16 protein-coding genes are annotated in these 18,662 nt (G+C 60.1%); 13 read left to right on the forward strand and 3 right to left on the reverse strand.

Going from position 1 to position 18,662, the window contains the following annotated elements:
• Nucleotides 1-42: 42 nt before the first annotated feature.
• Nucleotides 43-2,241, reverse strand: a complete 2,199-nt coding sequence (locus V3388_RS11545; protein ID WP_336367703.1) for an FAD-dependent oxidoreductase — start codon at nucleotides 2,239-2,241, stop codon at nucleotides 43-45.
• Nucleotides 2,242-2,430: 189 nt separating this feature from the next.
• On the opposite strand from V3388_RS11545, the gene V3388_RS11550 reads away from it, so the two are divergent.
• From V3388_RS11550 to V3388_RS11610, 13 genes are all read left to right on the forward strand, one after another.
• A complete protein-coding gene (locus V3388_RS11550; protein WP_336367704.1) occupies nucleotides 2,431-3,051 on the forward strand; it encodes an RNA polymerase sigma factor in 621 nt (206 codons plus the stop codon).
• Nucleotides 3,045-3,302 carry a zf-HC2 domain-containing protein gene (locus V3388_RS11555; RefSeq protein WP_336367705.1) on the forward strand — a complete coding sequence of 86 codons (258 nt, stop codon included), beginning with the start codon at nucleotides 3,045-3,047 and terminating at the stop codon, nucleotides 3,300-3,302. The genes V3388_RS11550 and V3388_RS11555 overlap by 7 nt, the downstream gene beginning before the upstream one ends.
• Nucleotides 3,303-3,632: 330 nt before the next feature.
• Nucleotides 3,633-4,457 carry an HpcH/HpaI aldolase family protein gene (locus V3388_RS11560; protein ID WP_336367706.1) on the forward strand — a complete coding sequence of 275 codons (825 nt, stop codon included), beginning with the start codon at nucleotides 3,633-3,635 and terminating at the stop codon, nucleotides 4,455-4,457.
• A 38-nt stretch (nucleotides 4,458-4,495) separates the two neighbouring features.
• Nucleotides 4,496-5,707, forward strand: coding sequence for a hypothetical protein (locus tag V3388_RS11565; RefSeq protein WP_336367707.1), 1,212 nt, complete (start codon nucleotides 4,496-4,498; stop codon nucleotides 5,705-5,707).
• Nucleotides 5,707-7,503, forward strand: a complete 1,797-nt coding sequence (locus V3388_RS11570) for an IucA/IucC family protein (RefSeq protein ID WP_336367708.1) — start codon at nucleotides 5,707-5,709, stop codon at nucleotides 7,501-7,503. The genes V3388_RS11565 and V3388_RS11570 overlap by 1 nt, the downstream gene beginning before the upstream one ends.
• Nucleotides 7,500-8,681 carry an MFS transporter gene (locus V3388_RS11575; protein WP_336367709.1) on the forward strand — a complete coding sequence of 394 codons (1,182 nt, stop codon included), beginning with the start codon at nucleotides 7,500-7,502 and terminating at the stop codon, nucleotides 8,679-8,681. The genes V3388_RS11570 and V3388_RS11575 overlap by 4 nt, the downstream gene beginning before the upstream one ends.
• Nucleotides 8,682-8,685: 4 nt before the next feature.
• The gene (locus tag V3388_RS11580; protein ID WP_336367710.1) at nucleotides 8,686-10,536 is read left to right on the forward strand and encodes an IucA/IucC family protein; all 1,851 of its coding nucleotides are present in this window, start codon (nucleotides 8,686-8,688) and stop codon (nucleotides 10,534-10,536) included.
• Nucleotides 10,529-11,725, forward strand: coding sequence for a type III PLP-dependent enzyme (locus V3388_RS11585; protein ID WP_336367711.1), 1,197 nt, complete (start codon nucleotides 10,529-10,531; stop codon nucleotides 11,723-11,725). Before V3388_RS11580 ends, V3388_RS11585 begins: the two co-directional genes overlap by 8 nt.
• A 100-nt stretch (nucleotides 11,726-11,825) precedes the next feature.
• A complete protein-coding gene (locus tag V3388_RS11590) occupies nucleotides 11,826-13,937 on the forward strand; it encodes a TonB-dependent receptor family protein (RefSeq protein ID WP_336367712.1) in 2,112 nt (703 codons plus the stop codon).
• Nucleotides 13,937-14,860 carry an ABC transporter substrate-binding protein gene (locus tag V3388_RS11595; RefSeq protein ID WP_336367713.1) on the forward strand — a complete coding sequence of 308 codons (924 nt, stop codon included), beginning with the start codon at nucleotides 13,937-13,939 and terminating at the stop codon, nucleotides 14,858-14,860. Before V3388_RS11590 ends, V3388_RS11595 begins: the two co-directional genes overlap by 1 nt.
• A complete protein-coding gene (locus tag V3388_RS11600) occupies nucleotides 14,857-15,861 on the forward strand; it encodes a FecCD family ABC transporter permease (RefSeq protein ID WP_336367714.1) in 1,005 nt (334 codons plus the stop codon). Before V3388_RS11595 ends, V3388_RS11600 begins: the two co-directional genes overlap by 4 nt.
• A 1-nt stretch (nucleotide 15,862) precedes the next feature.
• Complete coding sequence (locus V3388_RS11605; protein ID WP_336367715.1) at nucleotides 15,863-16,939, forward strand: FecCD family ABC transporter permease; 1,077 nt, start codon at nucleotides 15,863-15,865, stop codon at nucleotides 16,937-16,939.
• A gap of 17 nt (nucleotides 16,940-16,956) precedes the next feature.
• Nucleotides 16,957-17,814: an ABC transporter ATP-binding protein gene (locus tag V3388_RS11610; RefSeq protein WP_336367716.1), complete on the forward strand. Its 858-nt coding sequence runs from the start codon at nucleotides 16,957-16,959 to the stop codon at nucleotides 17,812-17,814.
• Here V3388_RS11610 and V3388_RS11615 read toward each other — a convergent pair.
• Together V3388_RS11615 and V3388_RS11620 are read right to left on the reverse strand one after the other, a co-directional pair.
• Nucleotides 17,765-18,076 (reverse strand): heavy-metal-associated domain-containing protein, encoded by a 312-nt coding sequence (locus V3388_RS11615; RefSeq protein ID WP_336367717.1) that lies wholly within the window; start codon nucleotides 18,074-18,076, stop codon nucleotides 17,765-17,767. The genes V3388_RS11610 and V3388_RS11615 overlap by 50 nt on opposite strands.
• A 19-nt stretch (nucleotides 18,077-18,095) precedes the next feature.
• The gene (locus V3388_RS11620) at nucleotides 18,096-18,596 is read right to left on the reverse strand and encodes a hypothetical protein (protein ID WP_336367718.1); all 501 of its coding nucleotides are present in this window, start codon (nucleotides 18,594-18,596) and stop codon (nucleotides 18,096-18,098) included.
• Nucleotides 18,597-18,662: the final 66 nt, after the last annotated feature.

An 18,662-nucleotide genomic window follows, 5' to 3' on the forward strand; every position in this document is an offset into this window, starting at 1 on the left:
CGATGGTGTTGCAACCTGCCTGCAGGTTTCGATATCGGGCGCTTACCCTTGCTTTCGGGCCGGCTCAGGGTGCCGGGCCGGGCCACGGGGCGCGCCTCGCCGCCAGCCGTGCAGCTTTTCCAGCCAGCGCAGCACGCCCTCCGGCGCGTGGGCTCGCTTCCATTCCCCGGCGGCGTATTTGGCCGCTTCGTTCCAGGTCGGGTAGGGGTGAATCGTTCCCAGAATCTTGTTCAGGCCCAGGCCGTGTTTCATGGCCAGCGTAAACTCCGCCAGAATCGCGGCGGCCTGGCTGCCCACCACCACGGCCCCCAGAATACGGTCCTTTCCCGGCACCGTCAGCACCTTGATAACGCCGTGGTCCTCACCGTCGGCGATGGCCCGGTCCAGGTCGTCCAAGCCGTAGTGGGTGACGTCGTAGGCCACGCCCTGTGCCTTCGCTTCCGCTTCGCTGAGGCCCACCCGGGCCACCTCCGGCGACGTGAACGTCACCCAGGGCATCACCCGGTAGTCCACCTTGAACCGCTTGAAGGTGCCAAACAGTCCGTTCACCGCCGCGTACCAGGCCTGATGGGCCGCCGCGTGAGTAAATTGGTAAGGGCCGGCGACATCGCCGCAGGCGAACACGTTCGGGAAGCGCACGCTCATGTCGTCCTCCACCGGAACCGTGCCGTTCTTGCGAACCTCAATACCAAGGCGTTCCAGGTTCAGGCCCGCTGTGTTGGCGGCCCGGCCCACCGCCACAAGCACGTCATCAAAGACGATCCGCACCCGTTCACCCTGGTGCTCGCAGTAAGCGACCTTTTCCCCGTCCTCCCAGGCGAATGCTACCGCCGCGTGCTGCAGGCGAACGTCCACCCCATCCGCCTGGAACTGCTTGAGCACCCGCTCGGACACCTCGGCGTCTTCCCGCGGCAGCAGGCGGTCGCCCATTTCCACCTGGGTCACCTCGCTGCCCAGCCGGGCAAACGCCTCGGCCAGCTCGCAGCCGATCGGGCCGCCGCCCAACACCAATAGGCGCCTGGGTTGCTCTTCCAGCGCCCAGAGGTTCTCCGAGGTCAACGGCTGCATCGCCTCGAGGCCCGACACCGGCGGCATCGCCGGCTTACCGCCGGTGGCAATCACGATACTCCGGGCGGTCAGGCGCTCGGTTCGGCCATCGGGGTGTTTTACCTCGACTTCCCAGGGCGATACGAAGCTGGCCTCACCGGCGATGCAGTCCACCCCGAGTTTTTCGTAGCGCTCCGGGGAATCGTGGGGCTCCACCTTCGCGATCACCGCCTGAACCCGGTTCATGATGTTTCGGAACGAGCCTTTCACCGGCACCGATTCCAGGCCGTAGCGGCTGGCGTGGCGCAGGGTGTCCGCCGCTTTCGCCGTGCGGATCAGCGCCTTGGACGGTACACAGCCGGTGTTCAGGCAGTCCCCGCCCATTTTGTGTTTCTCAATCAGCGCCACCTTTGCCTTGACGGCGGCGGCAATGTAGGCGGACACCAGCCCGGCGGAGCCGCCGCCAATCACCAACAGGTTGTAGTCAAAATGGGCGGGCTTCTGCCAGCCGGCGTAGACTTTGCGGCGTCGCAGAAAGGCCACGAGGAATTTGGCGATCAATGGGAACAGGCCCAGCAGAGCCAGCGACAGCAGCAGATCTGGGGACAGGATATCGCCCATCGACTCAAGCTGCCCCAGCTGGGTACCGGCGTTCACGTAGATGAACGTGCCTGGCAGCATGGCGACCCAGCTCACCAGCGCGTAGGTGCGCAGCTTCATGGCCGTCAGGCCCATGGCCAGGTTGATGAGGAAGAACGGGAACACCGGCACCAGGCGCAGGGTAGCGAGGTAAAATGCACCGTCCTTCTCGATGCCCCGGTCCATTCTCGCCACGGTTTCCCCGTAGCGCCGGCGCAGGGTGTCCCGCACCAGGAAGCGGGCGGCCAGGAAGGCCAGGGAAGCGCCAGCGGTGGACGCCAGGGACACGGCGACCAGTCCGTACACATTGCCGAAGAAGGCGCCGCCCGCCAAAGTCATGATGGTCGCGCCCGGCAGCGACAGCGCCGTCACGACGATGTAGACGGCGGCGTATGCGCCCACCGCCAACAGCAGGTGCTGATCAATCCACTGGCCCAGCGCCCGCTGGTTGGCCTGGAGGTTGTCCAGGGTCAGCAGGTCGCCCCCGCCAAGGCCGAGGAAGCCGCCGACGATGGCCGCGATAATCAGAAGCAGTAGCACTTTGTTGCGATTCATAGGTACGCCTGTCAGAGGTGTAAAAGCCATACGCTGGTATGGTCAAGACACGATCACTGGTCCAATGTTACACGCCGACCGGAAAATGCTCTTTATCGTTTATACTCAGGTACCGGGGACCATGGAACTTTCCGCGAAATAAAGCGACAAAAAGCCACTGCCGACAGCCATCAACGAAAGGCATACGCCATGGACACCGCAGACTTCAAGGACCAGGAAGCTACACTGATCGACGGCCTCAGACAGGGAGACGCCAAAGCCTATCAGACGGCAGTCCGCGCGCACTCCCCCGGCATGCTCGCGGTGGCTCGGTTTTACCTGGACCCATCCAGCGCTGAAGACGTGGTGCAGGACTGCTGGGTCACCGTCATCGACGCGATCCATACCTTCGAAGGCCGATCAAGCCTGAACACCTGGCTACAGCGCATTGTCGCTAACCGCTGCAAGAATCGCGTGCGAAACGCTAACCGGGAAGTGGCCATGGATTTTTCCGAACCACTGGAGCCAGGCCTCGCCAGCCGTTTCAACGCCCATGGACGCTGGGAGCTGCCCCCGAAACTGCGGTTTCATGAATCGGCAGACACGCTGATGGAGAACGGTGCCCTGAGCGACTGCCTGGACAAACATCTGTCTGCGCTGCCGGAAACCCAGCGCTCTGCCCTGATACTGTATGAAGCTCACCAGCACCGATCCGACGACGTCTGTAACATTCTGGGTGTCAGCGCCTCTAACCTTCGGGTGCTGCTACACAGGGCAAGGCAAAAGATCTTCCTCATGGTGGAGACTTTCCAGGAGACCGGCGAATGTTAATGTGCAAAGACGTTGCCTGCATCGCCAGCGACTACCTCGACGGCAACCTAAATGGCAGCAAACGGCTGTCCGTCAAGCTGCACCTGATGATGTGCCGGCACTGTCGGAGGTTTATCGGCAACCTGCAAGAGAGCAACCGATTGCTGCGTGCCCACTCTTCAGGCGGTGCTGATGATGAGCTGCTTAACCGGGTTAGCAAACGCGTCGCGGAAGCGCTTGTGCGGCAAAGCTCCGGGAAAAAGCCCTCCTAAGCGTCTCTGACTCCGCTCAAAACCATCCCGATCCTCAATAACGCCCCTCCCTGGTAGTGACAACGATCAGGGTTCCAGCATTGACCATCACGCACGTAACAACTGAAGCCCTTCAAAATATAGGCAATACCTAAAAAACATCGGAACGAGACCGCATCACCCGACTGGAGTGGCTTCGGCTTTTCGGCGCCAACACTGTTCCAACGAGATCTAACCTTTCTGCCACGCTTGTGCGCCCAACCATATCAGCTTTGACCTCACATCCGGCGCCCAATGTCCCCGCACATACGCTCACACATTGACGTCCATGCGCATGTTTTGCAAATGATAATGCAAACGATTATCGTTATATACAATTACAACACGGAGAGTGCAGTGCTTAACACAAATCGTACGCGCGAAAAGATCACCAGAGGCGATGCGGCATATGGCCTTCTGAACGCAGTACCAACGCCATGGATGATCGAAATGATCGGCCATGCCGGCTATGACTTTGTCATCCTGGACACGGAACACATGTCCACCAACCCTGAGTCCCTAGAGCACATGATCCGCGCCGCCGAGTGCGCCTCCGTCACACCCCTGGTGCGGGTGCCGGGGGTTGATCGTGCTGCCATTACCCGGGCTCTGGACAGTGGTGCTCAGGGAATTGTTGTTCCCCGTATCCGTAATGCCGAAGAGGCGCGCGACGTTGTTCAGATGGCGCGGTACGCGCCTGCGGGGCAACGTGGAATTACCGGCGGCAGGACAACAGGTTTCGGAACCCTCCCGCTGAAAGACTACCTCAGGCAGGCCAACCAGGAAGTCCTCATTGTGCTCATGATTGAGGATCAGGAAGGCATCGACAACCGCGAAGCCATCCTGGGTGTTCCCGGTGTTGACTGGGTGCTTCCGGGAGCGGTCGATCTGTCGCAATCACTAGGCTGCCCTGGTGACCCGTTCCATTCGTCTGTCAATCACGCGATCGCGGAACTGGCAGCGAGTTGCCGCGGGCGTCCTGTGGAATTTTGCGCCTTGCCACGAAGTCCTGAGCAATTAACGGAATGGCAGGCGTGGGGAGCAAGAGCCTTTCTCCTGGGAGAAGACCGCAGTCTGCTCTTCAAGTTTCTCAAGTCTCACCTTGCGACCTGCCGTACCGAGCCGAGCTCGTACTGAGGCAACCATTCTTATTCAAGCCTGACAAGAGTTTTCCAATGCGCGATACCGTTCTTTTTCTTGCTCATGTTCCAACGCCAGCCGTGAATCGGGGATTCCTGCCTGCAGCCCAGTCGATGGGGCTGAAAGTGATCCTGCTGACAGACCAGGCGGCGACTCATCACCACTATTTCAGTCAACCGGACCTTCCCGCCTATCCGGAACAGATTCTCCAGTGTGATGTATTTAATCCGCTGTCTGTTCTCGATCTTCTCTCAGAACTCCCGGCCCCCGTGGGCGTGTTTTCCAACAGCGATCACCTGCAGACGGTGACCGCTCTGGCCGCAGCCTACCTGAATCTGCCGGGCAAAGACTGGCAAACCTGTTACCGGGCAAAAAACAAGGCCGCCATGCGCCAGTATCTGAAAGCGCTCGATGATGGCGCATGCTGGTTCAGGGCTGTGAATGATCAGACATCCCTGGGGAAGGTGATCGACGACGTTCCCTTCCCGTGTATTGCCAAGCCCCGGGAGGGGGTTGCCAGCCTCAACGTCAGGCGCCTGGACAACGCTGCGCAACTGCAATCGTTCTGTGATCAGTTCTGGCAGGAACAACCCGGGCAACCCTTGCTGCTGGAAGAGTTTCTTTCAGGCCCTGTTCACACTCTGGAGACCATTGGCGACGGAAACAGCCTGTTTGCGCTCGGAGGATTTGAAGTGCGGCTTTCCGAGCCTCCCCATTTCGTCGAACTTGAAGCGGCGTGGGTGCCCTACCAGCCGGACAGTCCTCACCTACAGGAAATGTTCAGGCAGGTACGGCACTTCGGTGTGGGCCTTGGCGCCTGCCATTCCGAATTTGTGATCACCGCCACTGGGCCAAGACTTATCGAGATCAATTACCGAACGGTGGGGGATGGCCGCGAATTCCTGCTTGACCGCATGACGAATCATGGACTGTTCCATGCCATCCTTCAGGCCCATATTGGCAACCCTCTTGAATTATCCCCCCCCACCCAGACGGCGCAGATACGCTATCTCAGTGCCTCTGCCAGCGGACGGGTTCGCCGTTCAGCTCCTGAACGCAGGGAGCCATGCGGTGACGGCATTGCCGAGTTCGAGCCTTTGAGGAAAGTGGGCGATGACGTCCGACTGACTCATTCAAACAAAGACTACCTGGGTGTGTTGCGGTTGTTTTCGAGCGATCCCGCCCGGGTGAAGGATACGTTGGCCGAATGGGCCACCGATCTTGAAGCAGAGTGGGAGATAGGTTGATGACCAGGAACACCGCTCTGTCTTCAACAGACCCCGGGCAGTATCTGACCCGGAGGCTGGTCGATGCCCTGATCCGCGAAGATGTGGCCGGCTGCCAGAGTGATTCTCAGGCAGTTGGGGTGGACAGCGTGCCCGGCTCCCCGGGAACGCCGGCCACCTGGTTACGGTGGACGCTGGCACAGGGCATCCTGTGGTTGCCGGTCCATCCGGCAACCTTCATGCAGCGTTGGCAGTGGAGTGGCGACGCACTCATCTGGCAGCCCGCAGGTCAGGTCGGAAGCGTGTCGGAAGTGAATCACTACGAACAGGTTCTGGCCTGCCTCACCGCGGAGGAACACGACGACTCCGGGGAGCAGTTGGAGATCTATGCCGATGAGTGCAGAACGGCGGAGTCTCACGCCTCCTTCTGCTACGAGGAGCGGTCCAGGTGGTTTGACGAAATCCGCCATCAGGGGCAAAGCTGGAAGGATTTTCCCCGGCTATCCGAACGCGTGCTCCACTTCGATCGCCTCGCGGCCTTCCTCGATCATCCGTTTTACCCCAGTGCCCGCGCCAAGAGTGGCTTTGATGAGGCGGCACTGGCGGCGTACGCGCCTGAATTTGCCCCGCGTTTCCGGTTACGGTGGCTTGCCGTCCCCGGCTCGAAAGTCACTGCGGTGGGCGAGCTCCCGGGTTGCTGGCCGGATTTCAGCGAGGTAGGGCTGGATAACCAGCTTGCTGACAGCCACCACTTGTTGCCGGTGCATCCTCATCTCTGGGACACCGCGCTGAGTGACTATCTGTCGAACACAGACATCGGTGCCAGGGTCATCCGTGCGCCAGCGCCTGCGCTTTGGGTTCAGCCAACACTGTCGGTACGAACCCTCCAGGTTGAGGCCGCGCCGGAGGTCCACGTGAAAGTCCCTTTGACCATTCGCACACTGGGCAACCGGAACATTCGAACGGTCAAACCGAGCACACTTTATGATGGTCATACGGTTCAGAAAATCCTGCAGGAGATAGCCGGCAAGGACCCGGTCCTTAAAGGGACCTTTTCTGTAACCGACGAATCCTCAGGCCTGCACGTTGGCGATCTGCCCTGGCTGGGCTGTATTGTGCGCCGGTTTTGCGGGTTTTCCGACCAGCAGCAGATTGTGCCCGTTGCCTCCCTGTTAGCCGACAGCCCGGACGGTCGCTGCGTTGCCCAAATGATGGCGGACGAGTTCAATCGTGGCGACCTGACAGAGTGGGTGCGCCAGTACGTTGCCTTGACGCTGACGGTGCACCTGCGACTGTGGCTTGTCTACGGCATTGCACTGGAATCCAACCAGCAGAACTCCATGGTGGTGCTCACTCCGGGGCAGCCACCGCAGCTGCTTTTCAAGGATAACGACGCCCCCAGGCTGTGGCCAGACAGGCTATGCGGACAGTTGCCGTCCATCGAGTCAAAAGTGGCGCAACTCCGGGATCAACGCATCCTGGTCAATGATGAAACACCCCTGGCGCAGATGTTTACCACCATCACCCTGCAACTGAACCTGGCGGTCATTCTTGAGGGCCTGTCCGCACGGGGGCTCGGATCAAGGGCCCACTGGTATAGGGTGCTTCGTGAGGAGGTGATCTGCGTCCTCGATCAGCTTGACGACCTCGGAGTCAATACCCAGCCAGCGCGCAAGGTGCTGCTGGAGGATCGCCAGCTTTACACCAAGTATCTTCTCAGGGCTGGCAGCCTGGAAAGCAAGTCCCGCACCGGCGCCGCTGACATCAATAAATTCTACGGTAAGCTGGCCCCGAACTTTCTCAGGAACGGATCATGAGCCAGTCCGTTCTGCCGGTGGTCCTGCTCAGCCACTTTACCGCGGCCCTGGTGGCGCTGGGGATGCCACCATTTTTTGGGCTGATCCTGACCGACACATTTGCGGTTGAACACACCGTTTGGGTGGGCTGGTTCTATATTATCCCGACGGTTTGCACGGCGCTGGCGGCGCCGTTCTGGGGAAGGATAGCGGACCGTTTCGGCCGCCGCTGGTCGCTGCTGCGTGCCCAGATTGGTCTGGCCGTGGCCTTCGTAGTCGCCGGATTGGCGCCGGGCGTGGTCACCTTTGCCATGGCACTGATGGTTCAGGGCTTTCTGGGTGGAACCTTTGCCGCATCGAGCGCGTACCTTTCCACCGTTGCTCGCGGTCAAAACCTGACCCAGTCACTGAACTGGATGCAGGGCTCGGCCAGGTCGGCCATGATACTGGCGCCCATCATTTTCGGTTTTTTCATGACCTGGGTCCCAGCCCAGCGTCTGTACCTCTACATGGCCATCCTGCCGCTTCTGTCGGCACTGCTGGTATGGAAGCTTGCCCCGCCAGATCCGGTTTCGGGTGGGTCTGGTGGCCAGAAACATTCCCGTGAAAGGGTTTCGGCATCCGCTAGTTGGCTGCGATTGCGGTTACTTTACTTCGGTTTCAATTTCGCATTGGTGGCCAGTTTTCCCTACTTCATTCCCTGGACCCAGGAACGAACGGGCAGCACCGCTGCGATGGCCGGAGTTCTCTACAGCCTCCCTCATGCCATCTACCTGATTATTCTGGTCAGCCCACTGCGACGAAGCGTGTTTTTCGGTAACCCGTTGACCTTGCCCGCGGGCCTGGCACTGTTCGCACTGTCCTACGTTATTCAGGCGACGGCCGGAACAACGGCCGCCATTCTCGCCGGACGATTGGTCATGGGGCTGGGCATGACGACCTGTCTTTTTGCCCTCAACGCCGAAACCGCACGTCTCACACGAACGGAAAATGCTGGCCAAAGCTTTGGCGCCCTTGACAGCGCTGGTAAATGGGCCGGTGTCGCAGCTGGTGTACTCGCGGGGGTCGCCGCGGGGATGAGCAACCAGACCGCGCCACTCTGGCTGGGCGCTGTGGTGACCCTTCTTACCGTCACCCTGAACTCCTACCGGGCCAACACCCCCGCCATCGACCATCATGAACGCTTGAAAGAGGAATAAAGCCATGCCCATAACAGCTTCACATCATTATTTCAGGGATCAGCACTGCGACTATCAGGCCGACCAGGCCAGCATGGAGGCCCTGCTGAATTGTTATTGTCGGGATATTGCCGAACCCTCCGGGGAGCTGTCGGTTCAGGACGGCGAAAGGAACTGGTCCTGGCCGCAGGGGCTCCGGGTTCGCCTGGCGCTGGAGCCTGCCAGTGTGCTGCACATCGGGTTCCCCGATTCCGAAGATGCCCTTCTGGTTCTGGTTGCAGGAGACTCACGAACGTGCAACTACCGCTACCTGTCTGCGCCATACTACAAATCCGCGCTCAGGGGCTGGCGGGTCCTGGGGCTGGAGCAATTGGGCCGGATCCTGCTCCATCAAATGGCACGGCGCTTCAATGAACCCTTCAACAGCGAGCTCTACCGACAGATTCTTCTCAGCCGGAACGTCATGCGGAGCATTCTCGAATACACCCGCGTTCCCGCCGATTGGGGGCAGGGGCTGGAGGCTTTCCGCTGGTCTGAGCAATCCCTGAGTTTCGGGCACCGTTACCACCCGGCACCAAAATCCAGGGAAGGGTTCGACCCGGAGGATATCCTGCAATATTCCCCGGAAATGGGCGCGGGGTTTGCTCTCTATTATTTCTCGGTTCATCCGGACGATCTTCGCACCCGGGGTGACATTGCCGGGCCAGTTTCAGCCTCCGGTCCGGACATCGGGCTGGATGTGCCCGACGGTTGGGTCGCGGTTCCTGTACACCCCTGGCAGGCACGCTTCCTCATGCGCCAGCCCGTCATCCGCAGTGGTATCCGTTCCGGGCGCCTTCTGCCCCTGGGCCAGGCCGGTCAACGATTCTACCCGACCGCATCGGTTCGCACGCTGTACCAGCCCGGCAGCCCCTACTTCCTCAAATTTTCAACCCACGTCCGACTGACCAACTGCATCCGGAAAAACGCGGTCTATGAATTGGAGAGTGCTGTAGCCCTCTCCGCCGCACTCAAGACCTATCTTGCCCCGTCACTGGCCCGTTGGCGCGGGTTCAGGCTGCTGTATGAGCCCGGCTACCAGACGGTTGATTTTACTGATCACCCAGAGCCTGATCGCCGCACCATAGCAGAGGGATTCGGCGTCATTATGCGAGACAGTATCGAATCGTACCTCGAACCTGGTGTCACACCATTGCTGGCCGCAGCGCTCTTCAGCGAAGACCGTTTCGGTCGCTGCCCGGCCACCGAAGCTGCCGATACCCTGGGAGTTGCAGAACGGCTCACCGTTTTGGATGCCAGACTGGCGTGGTTCGAGCAGTACCTCGCCTTGCTGATCCCACCGATCTTCGAGTCGCTGTTCCATCATGGCGTGGTCTTTGAACCACATCTTCAAAACGTGGTTGTGGGCATTCGGGAGGGGTATCCCGTCCAGGTGTTTGTTCGTGACCTGGAGGGAACGAAGCTCGTGCCCGGCCGATGGTCGGGACAACTGCCGGATACCCTCGATGAACAAACACTGGCGTCGGTTCATTACAGTCAGGACAAAGCCTGGAAACGGATCGCATACTGCCTGTTGGTCAATCACCTGTTCCAGGCCGTAGCCTGCCTCTGCGGGGGAGACAAGTCTATTGAACGCCGGTTATGGCAGGCACTCGCCGGAGTCGTGCGCGACTGGCTGGAAGAGACCGACGACCCATGGGCCACGGATGTTCTCGGCAGGCTTCTGGAGGGCGACCCGATTCCCAACAAAAGTAACCTGATGACTCGACTGTTCAAGCGCCCGGACCGTGAGTCACAGTACACCCGGGTACCCAACCCGCTGGCGCTGACGATGCCTATCACCGTGGCGACCATGGAGGAGCTGTGCCATGCCTGACGTACCTGCCTCCGTTCAGCAGGCCATCCACGCGCTCAAGCGCAGTGAAAGCGACCCGCTGTGCGCCTATGTGTATGACCTGCCCGGACTCCGCAACCGGATAAAGGGCATTGTCGAGTGCTTGCCGGCCGGCTGTGACATGTTTTATGCCGCCAAGGCGAATCCGGCATTGCCGGTGCTCGGCGCCTTGGCCCCCTTTGTACGGGGCTTTGAAGTAGCGTCGGGTGGAGAACTGGACTGGGTGCGTCGTCATTTCCCGACCACGCCGGTAATTTTTGGCGGCCCCGGCAAACTGGCATCGGACCTCGAAAAGGCTATTGATCAGAAGGTTGAACGGATCCATGTGGAAAGCCTGCTGGAATTACGGCGCCTGTGTGACATCGCCGACCGAAAACAGACCCATCAGGACATTCTGCTGCGCATCAATCTCGAACTTGCCGAAACACCCTCCACACGGCTTACCATGGGCGGCGTGCCCACGCCGTTTGGCATGGAGGAAGCCTGTATACCAGAAGCACTGGCATTGCTGGCGAAGCAGAACCGGGTCAGGCTGCGTGGCTTTCACTTTCACCTGATGTCACACCAGCTCGACGAGAAACGTCATCTTGCGTTGATAAGGCACTACCTGGAGTCGGTTCGCGCCTGGGAAACGACGTACGACCTGAACCTTGCCGAGATCAATGTCGGTGGAGGAATCGGGATTAACTATACACAGCCCGATCAGCAATTTGACTGGCCAGGGTTTTGTGCCGGTCTCGACGAGCTGCTTCAAGCTCACTCGGATCGGGCCTGGACCATCCGGTTCGAATGTGGCCGTTTCATCACCGCCCCCTGCGGCTTCTATGTTGGCGAAGTCCTGGATGTCAAACGCTGTGGCGACGAATGGTTTGCGATTTGCCGGGGAGGGACACACCACTTCCGGACCCCTGCGGCGCAGGCGCACAATCATCCATTTAAGGTATTGCCTGCTTCCGAGACAACCTTCGAATCACCTGGCGTCAAAGGCAACCCTGTCACCCTGGTTGGCCAACTGTGCACACCCAAGGATGTCTTTGCCCGCCGGGTTGAGGTCGACTCGCTCGGAATTGGCGATCTGGTGGTCTTCCACCACGCCGGGGCCTACGCCTGGAACATCTCCCATCAGGCCTTTCTGATGCATCCCCACCCAAACGAAGTTTTCATCGAGTAACCGGACAGCCGATTGACCCGTGGGACAATCTGACATAATTGTAATGCGAATTATTATCAGTACAATGCGCACTAAAATTAAACACGTGCTGGAGAACACAATGTCGAAGTTTGAAGTTTCAACGCCACTAAAGCGCCACCCTTTGTCTGTAGCCATCGCCATGCTCCCCGTCTCCCTGCTGGCCATGGGCATCGCACCCGGCGCCGTGGCACAGGAGCAGGCTGAGGCTGCTGCCCTGCTTCCGGGACTGAACGTCACCGCAGACTGGCTGGGGCCGCCGACAGAGGCGTCCGAAAGAACCTACACAGGGGCCCGCACGGTGGTGGAGGAAGAGGAGCTTCAGGATACCGGTGCTCTGAACCTGGAGGACGCCCTGCGCCCGGTACCCGGTGTTACCGTGCTTGACGAAACCGGCACGGGCATTCTCCCCAATATCGGTGTGCGTGGCCTGAATCCGTTGCGCAGTGAACGACTTCAGATTCTGCTGGACGGTTACCCGATTGCCATCGGCCCCTACAGCAACGTCGGCGTGTCGCTCTTCCCCGTTACCCTTCCGAGCCTGGAAGTTGTGGATATTGTTCGTGGGGGCGCCTCGGTTCATTACGGGCCCAACAACGTGGGTGGCGTGGTCAACTTCGTTACCAAGCCGATTCCGGCGGAAACCTCCCAGACCCTTCGTGAACGGGTAACCATTGCCGAAGAGACCGGCAACGTCTTTACCGATACCTATTACCGGGTCGGCGGACGCGCGACCGACAAGCTGGACCTGCAGTTTCAGGCCAACGTCCAGCGGGGCGACGGCTTTCGCGACCACTCCGATACCAAAGTGGATAACCTGATCCTGGATGCCCGCTACTATCTGAACGACAAGAACGAACTGGCCTCGCAGCTACAATACTACCGCGTCGACGCCGAACTGCCTGGCGCCCTGACACCGCAAGCCTACGAGCAGGACCGCACCCAGAGCCAGCGCCCACACGATGGCTACGAAGCGGACATGACCCGCGCTACCTTCACCTGGACGTACACGCCGGCGGACAGCGTGGAATTCCAGTGGCGCAACTTCGTACACGATGCCGACCGCACCTTCTTCTTCGGCCAGAACCTCAGCGGCACCGGCAATGTGTTCGACCCGGGCCTGGACTCCACCCACGTTGCGGATTCGCCACGATTGTTTACCGTACTGGGCACGGAGCCCAGACTCGCTATTCGTCATGGTCGTCACGATATTACCCTGGGCGCGCAATTTGTCAGTGAGGATGTGGAGTTCGACGTCAATCGCCTGGAGTTTTCCTCAGGTAATCGTTCCGTGGCGCGCGACTGGCACCTGGACACCCGGGCCGCGGCCTTCTATGTCAGCGATACCGTGTCCTTCCTGGATGACCGCCTGACAGTAACACCGGGCCTGCGTTACGAAGACGTCGATATGGATTTCCGCGACAACCTCAGTGGCAACACCGAGGAAAACAACGCGGAGGAGCTGCTGCCGGGCCTGACCGTGGGCTACCAGGCGTCTGATGATCTGTTTGTCTTTGCCAACAGCCAGCGTTCCCTGGTGCCGGTCCAGATTGCCCAGACCACCCGAGAAGGTGCCGTGGCCAATGAAACCGCCTGGAACCATGAGCTGGGCGCACGCCTGCAGGTCACACCGGACCTGTTCTCTTCCGCCACACTGTTCCGCATCGACTACGAGGATCAGATTCAGTTCAACCGTTCGACCAGTCGTTTCGAGAACCTGGGCGAAACCCGCCACCAGGGTATCGAACTGGCAAACCGCTGGCACCTCAACAGCCAGTGGGAACTGGGCCTGGGTTACACCTTCCTGGATACCGAACAGTTGAGCGGTGACAACGAAGGCAACGAGCTGCCCAACGCACCCACCCATAAAGTCAGCGCCGATGCGGTCTACACCTACCAGGCCTGGGACGCCAGCGTGAACTGGGTGTACGTGAGCAAAAGCTACAGCGATGCCGACAACACTGAAGAGGAAACCAGCAATGGCAGTGCCGGAGAGTTGCCGGATTACCACCTGGTGACTGCCCGGGTCGGTCGCGACTTCGTGTTAGGCGGTGATCGTGTGCTGAACCTCGGCCTGGCGGTCAACAACCTGCTGGATGAGGATTACTACTTCCGGGGCGTGGACGTGAGCCCGGTTGGTCGTGTGCCCCAGCCAGGCCGAAGCTTTATCCTCGAGGCCCAGCTGGACTTCTGATGGCTTCACTGCGGAAACGGATTGCAACGAGCCTGCTGGTTGTCCTGCTTTCGCCTGCATCGGGCTGGGCGGACAACCACACCATCCGGCTGGCGGATGACCGCGGGGAAACCCTGCGGTTGCCTGCTGCGGCAACCCGGCCCGCGGCGATTTCGACTTTCGGTGCGGATGTCGCACTGGCGCTGGGAACAGCGCCGGTCGCGGTCACCGACTATGGACTCCAGGGGGTGCCCGATTACCTGGCGTCACAGTTAAGCGGTGTTCGGGGTCTCGGACCGCGACACCAGCCCAATCTGGAAGTGCTGTCGTCGGTCCGGCCGGATCTTGTGATCGCCATCCGCCGCTATACCGAGAAGGACGGTGATCAGATCGAAGCCATCGCACCGCTTCTGGCTCTGGACCTGATAACGGTCGAGGACAGCCTGCGGGCGGTCGAGCTGGCAGGCAAGGCGCTCGGAAAGCCGACCAAAGCGGAGGCACTCAACGACCGGTTCCTCGAACACGTTCAATCACTCGCGGAGCGCAAACATGACAAGCCCATGGGGACCGTGGCACTGCTGACCAGCGGCAGTGAAACGCCCTTTGTCTACTACGACCACTTTCTGCCCACTGCTCTGCTTGAACAACTGGGCTTCGACAATGTCGGTGGCAAGCCACCCAATCCCGACAGTGGCATCCCTCTGGGCTACCGGATCAGCCTTGAGGCCCTGCTGACACTCAATCCGGATACCATTCTCCTGTTACCCACCAGTCGGCAGCGGGCGTTCACGATGAATCCGATCTGGCTCTATCTCAAGGCGGTAAGCACCGGCCAGGTCTACGAAGTGCCGCATTACTGGAAAGAAGGCGCCGGACCCATCGCCCGGGAGCGCATTCTTGATGACATCCAACGTCTGTTGCTGGCAACGGAATCCGGCAAATGATCGGTAGCGCTCCGACCACACGCCCCCACACACTCTATGGAGCGACACTGCTGTTTCTCGTGTTGCTGTTCTTCGTGGGTTTGATGGCGGGCCCCCAGTGGGTGTCGCCGGCCCGGCTGCTGTCAGCGGTTGATGGCACCAGCGACCTGCTGACGCGCATTACCGTGCTGGAGTTGCGAATGCCCCGCAACCTGCTCGGCATCCTCGGCGGTGCCGCGCTTGGGGTTGCCGGGGCCGTCATGCAAGGCGTTACCCGGAACTCCCTGGCATCGCCCGGCCTGACCGGTGTGATTGCGTCCGCCGCCCTGGCGGTGGTGTCACTTCGAGCCCTGAGTTCACCGGGTGCCATGTGGCTGCCGCTGATGGCACTGGGCGGGGGCCTGCTCGGGGGCGCTCTGACCTTTGCCATCGCCGGGCGAAGGAGGCTCCAACCCGAGCGCGTGGTACTCGCCGGCATCGCCGTCACCTCGCTGGCAACGGCACTGACTACCGGCCTTTTGCTGGTATCCGGGGCGGAGGCGGCCGAACTCTACTATTGGCTGGCGGGCAGCCTGATGGGGCGAGGCTGGCTCCAGCTCCAGATGGTACTGCCCTGGCTGCTGCTACCGCTTGGTGCCCTGTTGGTCATGCAGCGCCCCTTCCGTGTGTTGCAGTTGGACGACGATCTGGCGCTGGCCATGGGGCTGGCCGTCGGTCGCTGGCGCCTGACTTTTTTGCTACTGGCATTGCTACTGGCGGCCGCGCTGGTCGCCTTCACCGGTCCGATCGTGTTTATTGGCCTGGTGGCGCCACACATCGCCCGGCGACTGGCGGGCGATCAGATTCAGCACTGGCTACCTCTGAGCGCTCTGTTTGGAGGACTCTTGCTGCTCGCAGCCGATATCCTGGCACGGCAACTGGCCTTCCCCCAGGAATTACCCGTCGGTATGCTGACCGCCCTTATCGGAGCCCCATGGCTGATCTACCTGCTCAATGCGCGAACCTCACCGAGGAGTGCATAACGTGACCCATCCGGCGACGACACCAACCCGGGCAAGCCGCCGCGGCAGCCGGCCTTCAGGTGCCAGTTCTGTCGCCAGGCTGTTTCTGGCCGGCGGGCTCAGCCTGGTTGTTGTCATTATCGCGGGCGTTCAACTGGGGGCGGTGGACCTGAGCTGGTCCCAGGTCTGGGCGGGGCTCACCGGAGACAGCTCGCAACACGTGCAGAGAGTCGTCTTCGAACTGCGGCTGCCCCGCACCCTGACCGGCGCCCTTATCGGTATTCACTTCGCCCTGTCGGGATGGCTGTTGCAGTTGCTCAGCCGCAATCCCCTGGCCGAAGCCGGCATTCTCGGCATCTCCGCCGGCGCCAGTCTTGTAGCCGTCATAGCCTTCATCATTGGCGATTGGCTGGTGTCCAGTGAGAATCCCTACAGCAATACCTCCTTTGCCCTTCAATACCAGCCACTGTTTGCGATGGCCGGGGGACTGGTGACGGCGCTTGCAGTGTTTTGCCTCGGCATGCGCCACGGCCAGCTTTCGCCGGTGAAAATGACGCTGACCGGCGCGGTCATTGCCGGCATGTTGCACGCGCTGACCACCGGTGCCCTGGCGTTCTGGGGCCACGCCCATACCGAGCTGGTGGCCCAATGGCTGGCCGGCTCGCTGTATGGTAGCGAGTGGCAACACCTGCACACGTTGCTTCCATGGACACTCATTGGGCTGATCGGTGTGGTTCTGCTCATACGTCCACTGAATGTGATGCAACTCGACGACCAACACTCACGTGCGCTGGGCCTGGGCCTGAACCGCTGGCGTACCTTTGCTCTGCTGATTGCCACCCTGCTGGCGGCCAGCGCGGTCGGCGTGGTGGGCCCCGTTGGTTTCATTGGCCTGCTAATCCCCCACATCAGCCGCCGGCTGGCCGGCGCCAACCTTCCGGTGCAGCTGGTGTTGTGTGTACTATTGGGCGCGGTGCTGGCAGTACTGGCGGATTTACTGGGCCGAACGCTGTTCACACCTTATGAAGTGCCCGTGGGCGTCGTTTCCGCCGTCCTTGGCGTACCTTTCTTTTTGTATCTGTTATCGCGTCAACCCTGAAGCCGGACCCCTTCACCATGTTACGAACCGAGTCTCTCTCGCTGGCTTATGACGACAAAACGGTTGTAGACAACGTCTCGCTGATTATTCCCGAGGGTGGCATTACCTGTCTGCTCGGCCCCAATGGCTCGGGCAAGAGTACCTTGCTGAAAAGTTTCGCTGGCCTGTTGCTCCCCCAGTCAGGTCAGGTTTACCTGGACGATCAGCCAGTTGACCAATGGCACCGGGGTAAACTGGCCCTAAGGCTCGCCATGCTGCCCCAGAAGCCGATTGTGCCCGAGGGTATCCGGGTCCGGGATCTGGTGTCACTAGGCCGCTTCCCTCATCGGAAATGGTGGCAGCGAAATCTCACCACTGACGAACACGCAATCCAAGACGCCATGGCCATGACGGGCGTTACGGATCTCGCTGAGCGCCCGGTTGAAGCGCTGTCCGGCGGGCAACAGCAGCGGGTATGGGTTGCCATGGCCCTGGCCCAGGAAACCGACGTTCTGCTGCTGGACGAACCTACCACGTTTCTTGACTGGGGCTATCAGCTGGAAGTGCTGGAGTTGTTATCCACGCTGAATCGCGAACACGGTCTCACGGTGGTGATGTCCTTGCATGACCTGAATCAGGCCGCCCAGTTTGCCGACCGGATTGCGGTGCTGGCCAATGGCCAGCTCGAAATCATCGGCAGTCCCGGAGAGGTTATTACCGAGCCCCTGGTCAATCGGGTCTTTCGGGTGAATACACGCGTCTCAACGGGACGGGATGGTCGACCATTCTGTTCCGGGTTTGCAGAGTCCTCCCACGCTAGCCCGACAACTAACGATCACGATCCGATCAGCGGGCCTCGTCTTCGAGGGCCCGAGTTTCCAGGCCGCGCAACGTAAAGCCGGCGTCATTCACCAGTTCTTTCAGCGAGTCTTCGCTGATTTGTTTGTCGGTGTCTGCGTTGAAAACAACCAATCCTTCATTCAGTTGGATATCGAGGCTGTCATTCTCTACTCCTTGTACGGACAGTATTTTTTTCTCGATACCATAAGCGCAGTAAGGACAAGCCAAACCGTCAACGCTTAGCTCGTATCGGAATTCGGCTGACCAGGCAGGTAATGCCAGTGCCATCAAAAAAATCACAGATAACAGTGTCCGCATATCAATCACTCCTCTGAAGTTACAGATGCCATTCCAGTTCGATCAAAGCGCGATAGTCGTCCGCCTCCTGACCTGTTGGAAAATCCTCGTAAATTCCTGCCTGAACACCGGCCTTGGCCGCAAAGTTGCGGTAAGTCCACATCAATCCAGGGGACAGAAAAAGCTGATCTCCGCCCAATTCACGCGAAGTGCCATCAACAACCTCGTTCGTGCGCTCGAAACGTTCATAATTAAGCTCCAGCATCCAGACCCAGTCTGGCTCGCGATATTCTGTGGGGGTAAAACGAATACCGCCGACCAGATCGACTTTTGTTTTATCCGGGCGCTCGAACCCGTTGGCGGCGTCGCGGTTAAAACGGTGTCGGATGGAGGCCCAGCGATACCACTTGCGCCCTTCATACCCATAGGTGAGTCCTACCAAATAATCTTCGCCCTCGCGACTGGCGTCGTGGTGACCCACCTCGCCGTCATCCAGAATGACGCGGCCCAGAACGGCCGCTGACCCCTGTGCGCCCGGCATGTCATTTCTCCAGAAACGGTACTTGCTGGAGAGTGTGGTCGGGGTGCGGCCTGTCTGCGTGCCTCC

The organism is Marinobacter sp. C2H3, from assembly GCF_037080155.1.
Classification (GTDB): Bacteria; Pseudomonadota; Gammaproteobacteria; order Pseudomonadales; family Oleiphilaceae; genus Marinobacter.

What these genes read in the sequence shown, in the direction of transcription:
- V3388_RS11610 (WP_336367716.1), top strand. Translation starts at nt 16,957, where the DNA reads ATGTTACGAACCGAGTCTCTCTCGCTGGCTTATGACGACAAAACGGTT.
- V3388_RS11595 (WP_336367713.1), top strand. Translation starts at nt 13,937, where the DNA reads ATGGCTTCACTGCGGAAACGGATTGCAACGAGCCTGCTGGTTGTCCTG.
- V3388_RS11580 (WP_336367710.1), top strand. Translation starts at nt 8,686, where the DNA reads ATGCCCATAACAGCTTCACATCATTATTTCAGGGATCAGCACTGCGAC.
- V3388_RS11560 (WP_336367706.1), top strand. Translation starts at nt 3,633, where the DNA reads ATGCAAACGATTATCGTTATATACAATTACAACACGGAGAGTGCAGTG.
- V3388_RS11585 (WP_336367711.1), top strand. Translation starts at nt 10,529, where the DNA reads ATGCCTGACGTACCTGCCTCCGTTCAGCAGGCCATCCACGCGCTCAAG.
- V3388_RS11575 (WP_336367709.1), top strand. Translation starts at nt 7,500, where the DNA reads ATGAGCCAGTCCGTTCTGCCGGTGGTCCTGCTCAGCCACTTTACCGCG.
- V3388_RS11600 (WP_336367714.1), top strand. Translation starts at nt 14,857, where the DNA reads ATGATCGGTAGCGCTCCGACCACACGCCCCCACACACTCTATGGAGCG.
- V3388_RS11570 (WP_336367708.1), top strand. Translation starts at nt 5,707, where the DNA reads ATGACCAGGAACACCGCTCTGTCTTCAACAGACCCCGGGCAGTATCTG.
- V3388_RS11620 (WP_336367718.1), bottom strand. Translation starts at nt 18,596, where the DNA reads ATGCCGGGCGCACAGGGGTCAGCGGCCGTTCTGGGCCGCGTCATTCTG.
- V3388_RS11555 (WP_336367705.1), top strand. Translation starts at nt 3,045, where the DNA reads ATGTTAATGTGCAAAGACGTTGCCTGCATCGCCAGCGACTACCTCGAC.
- V3388_RS11590 (WP_336367712.1), top strand. Translation starts at nt 11,826, where the DNA reads ATGTCGAAGTTTGAAGTTTCAACGCCACTAAAGCGCCACCCTTTGTCT.
- V3388_RS11615 (WP_336367717.1), bottom strand. Translation starts at nt 18,076, where the DNA reads ATGCGGACACTGTTATCTGTGATTTTTTTGATGGCACTGGCATTACCT.
- V3388_RS11550 (WP_336367704.1), top strand. Translation starts at nt 2,431, where the DNA reads ATGGACACCGCAGACTTCAAGGACCAGGAAGCTACACTGATCGACGGC.
- V3388_RS11545 (WP_336367703.1), bottom strand. Translation starts at nt 2,241, where the DNA reads ATGAATCGCAACAAAGTGCTACTGCTTCTGATTATCGCGGCCATCGTC.
- V3388_RS11565 (WP_336367707.1), top strand. Translation starts at nt 4,496, where the DNA reads ATGCGCGATACCGTTCTTTTTCTTGCTCATGTTCCAACGCCAGCCGTG.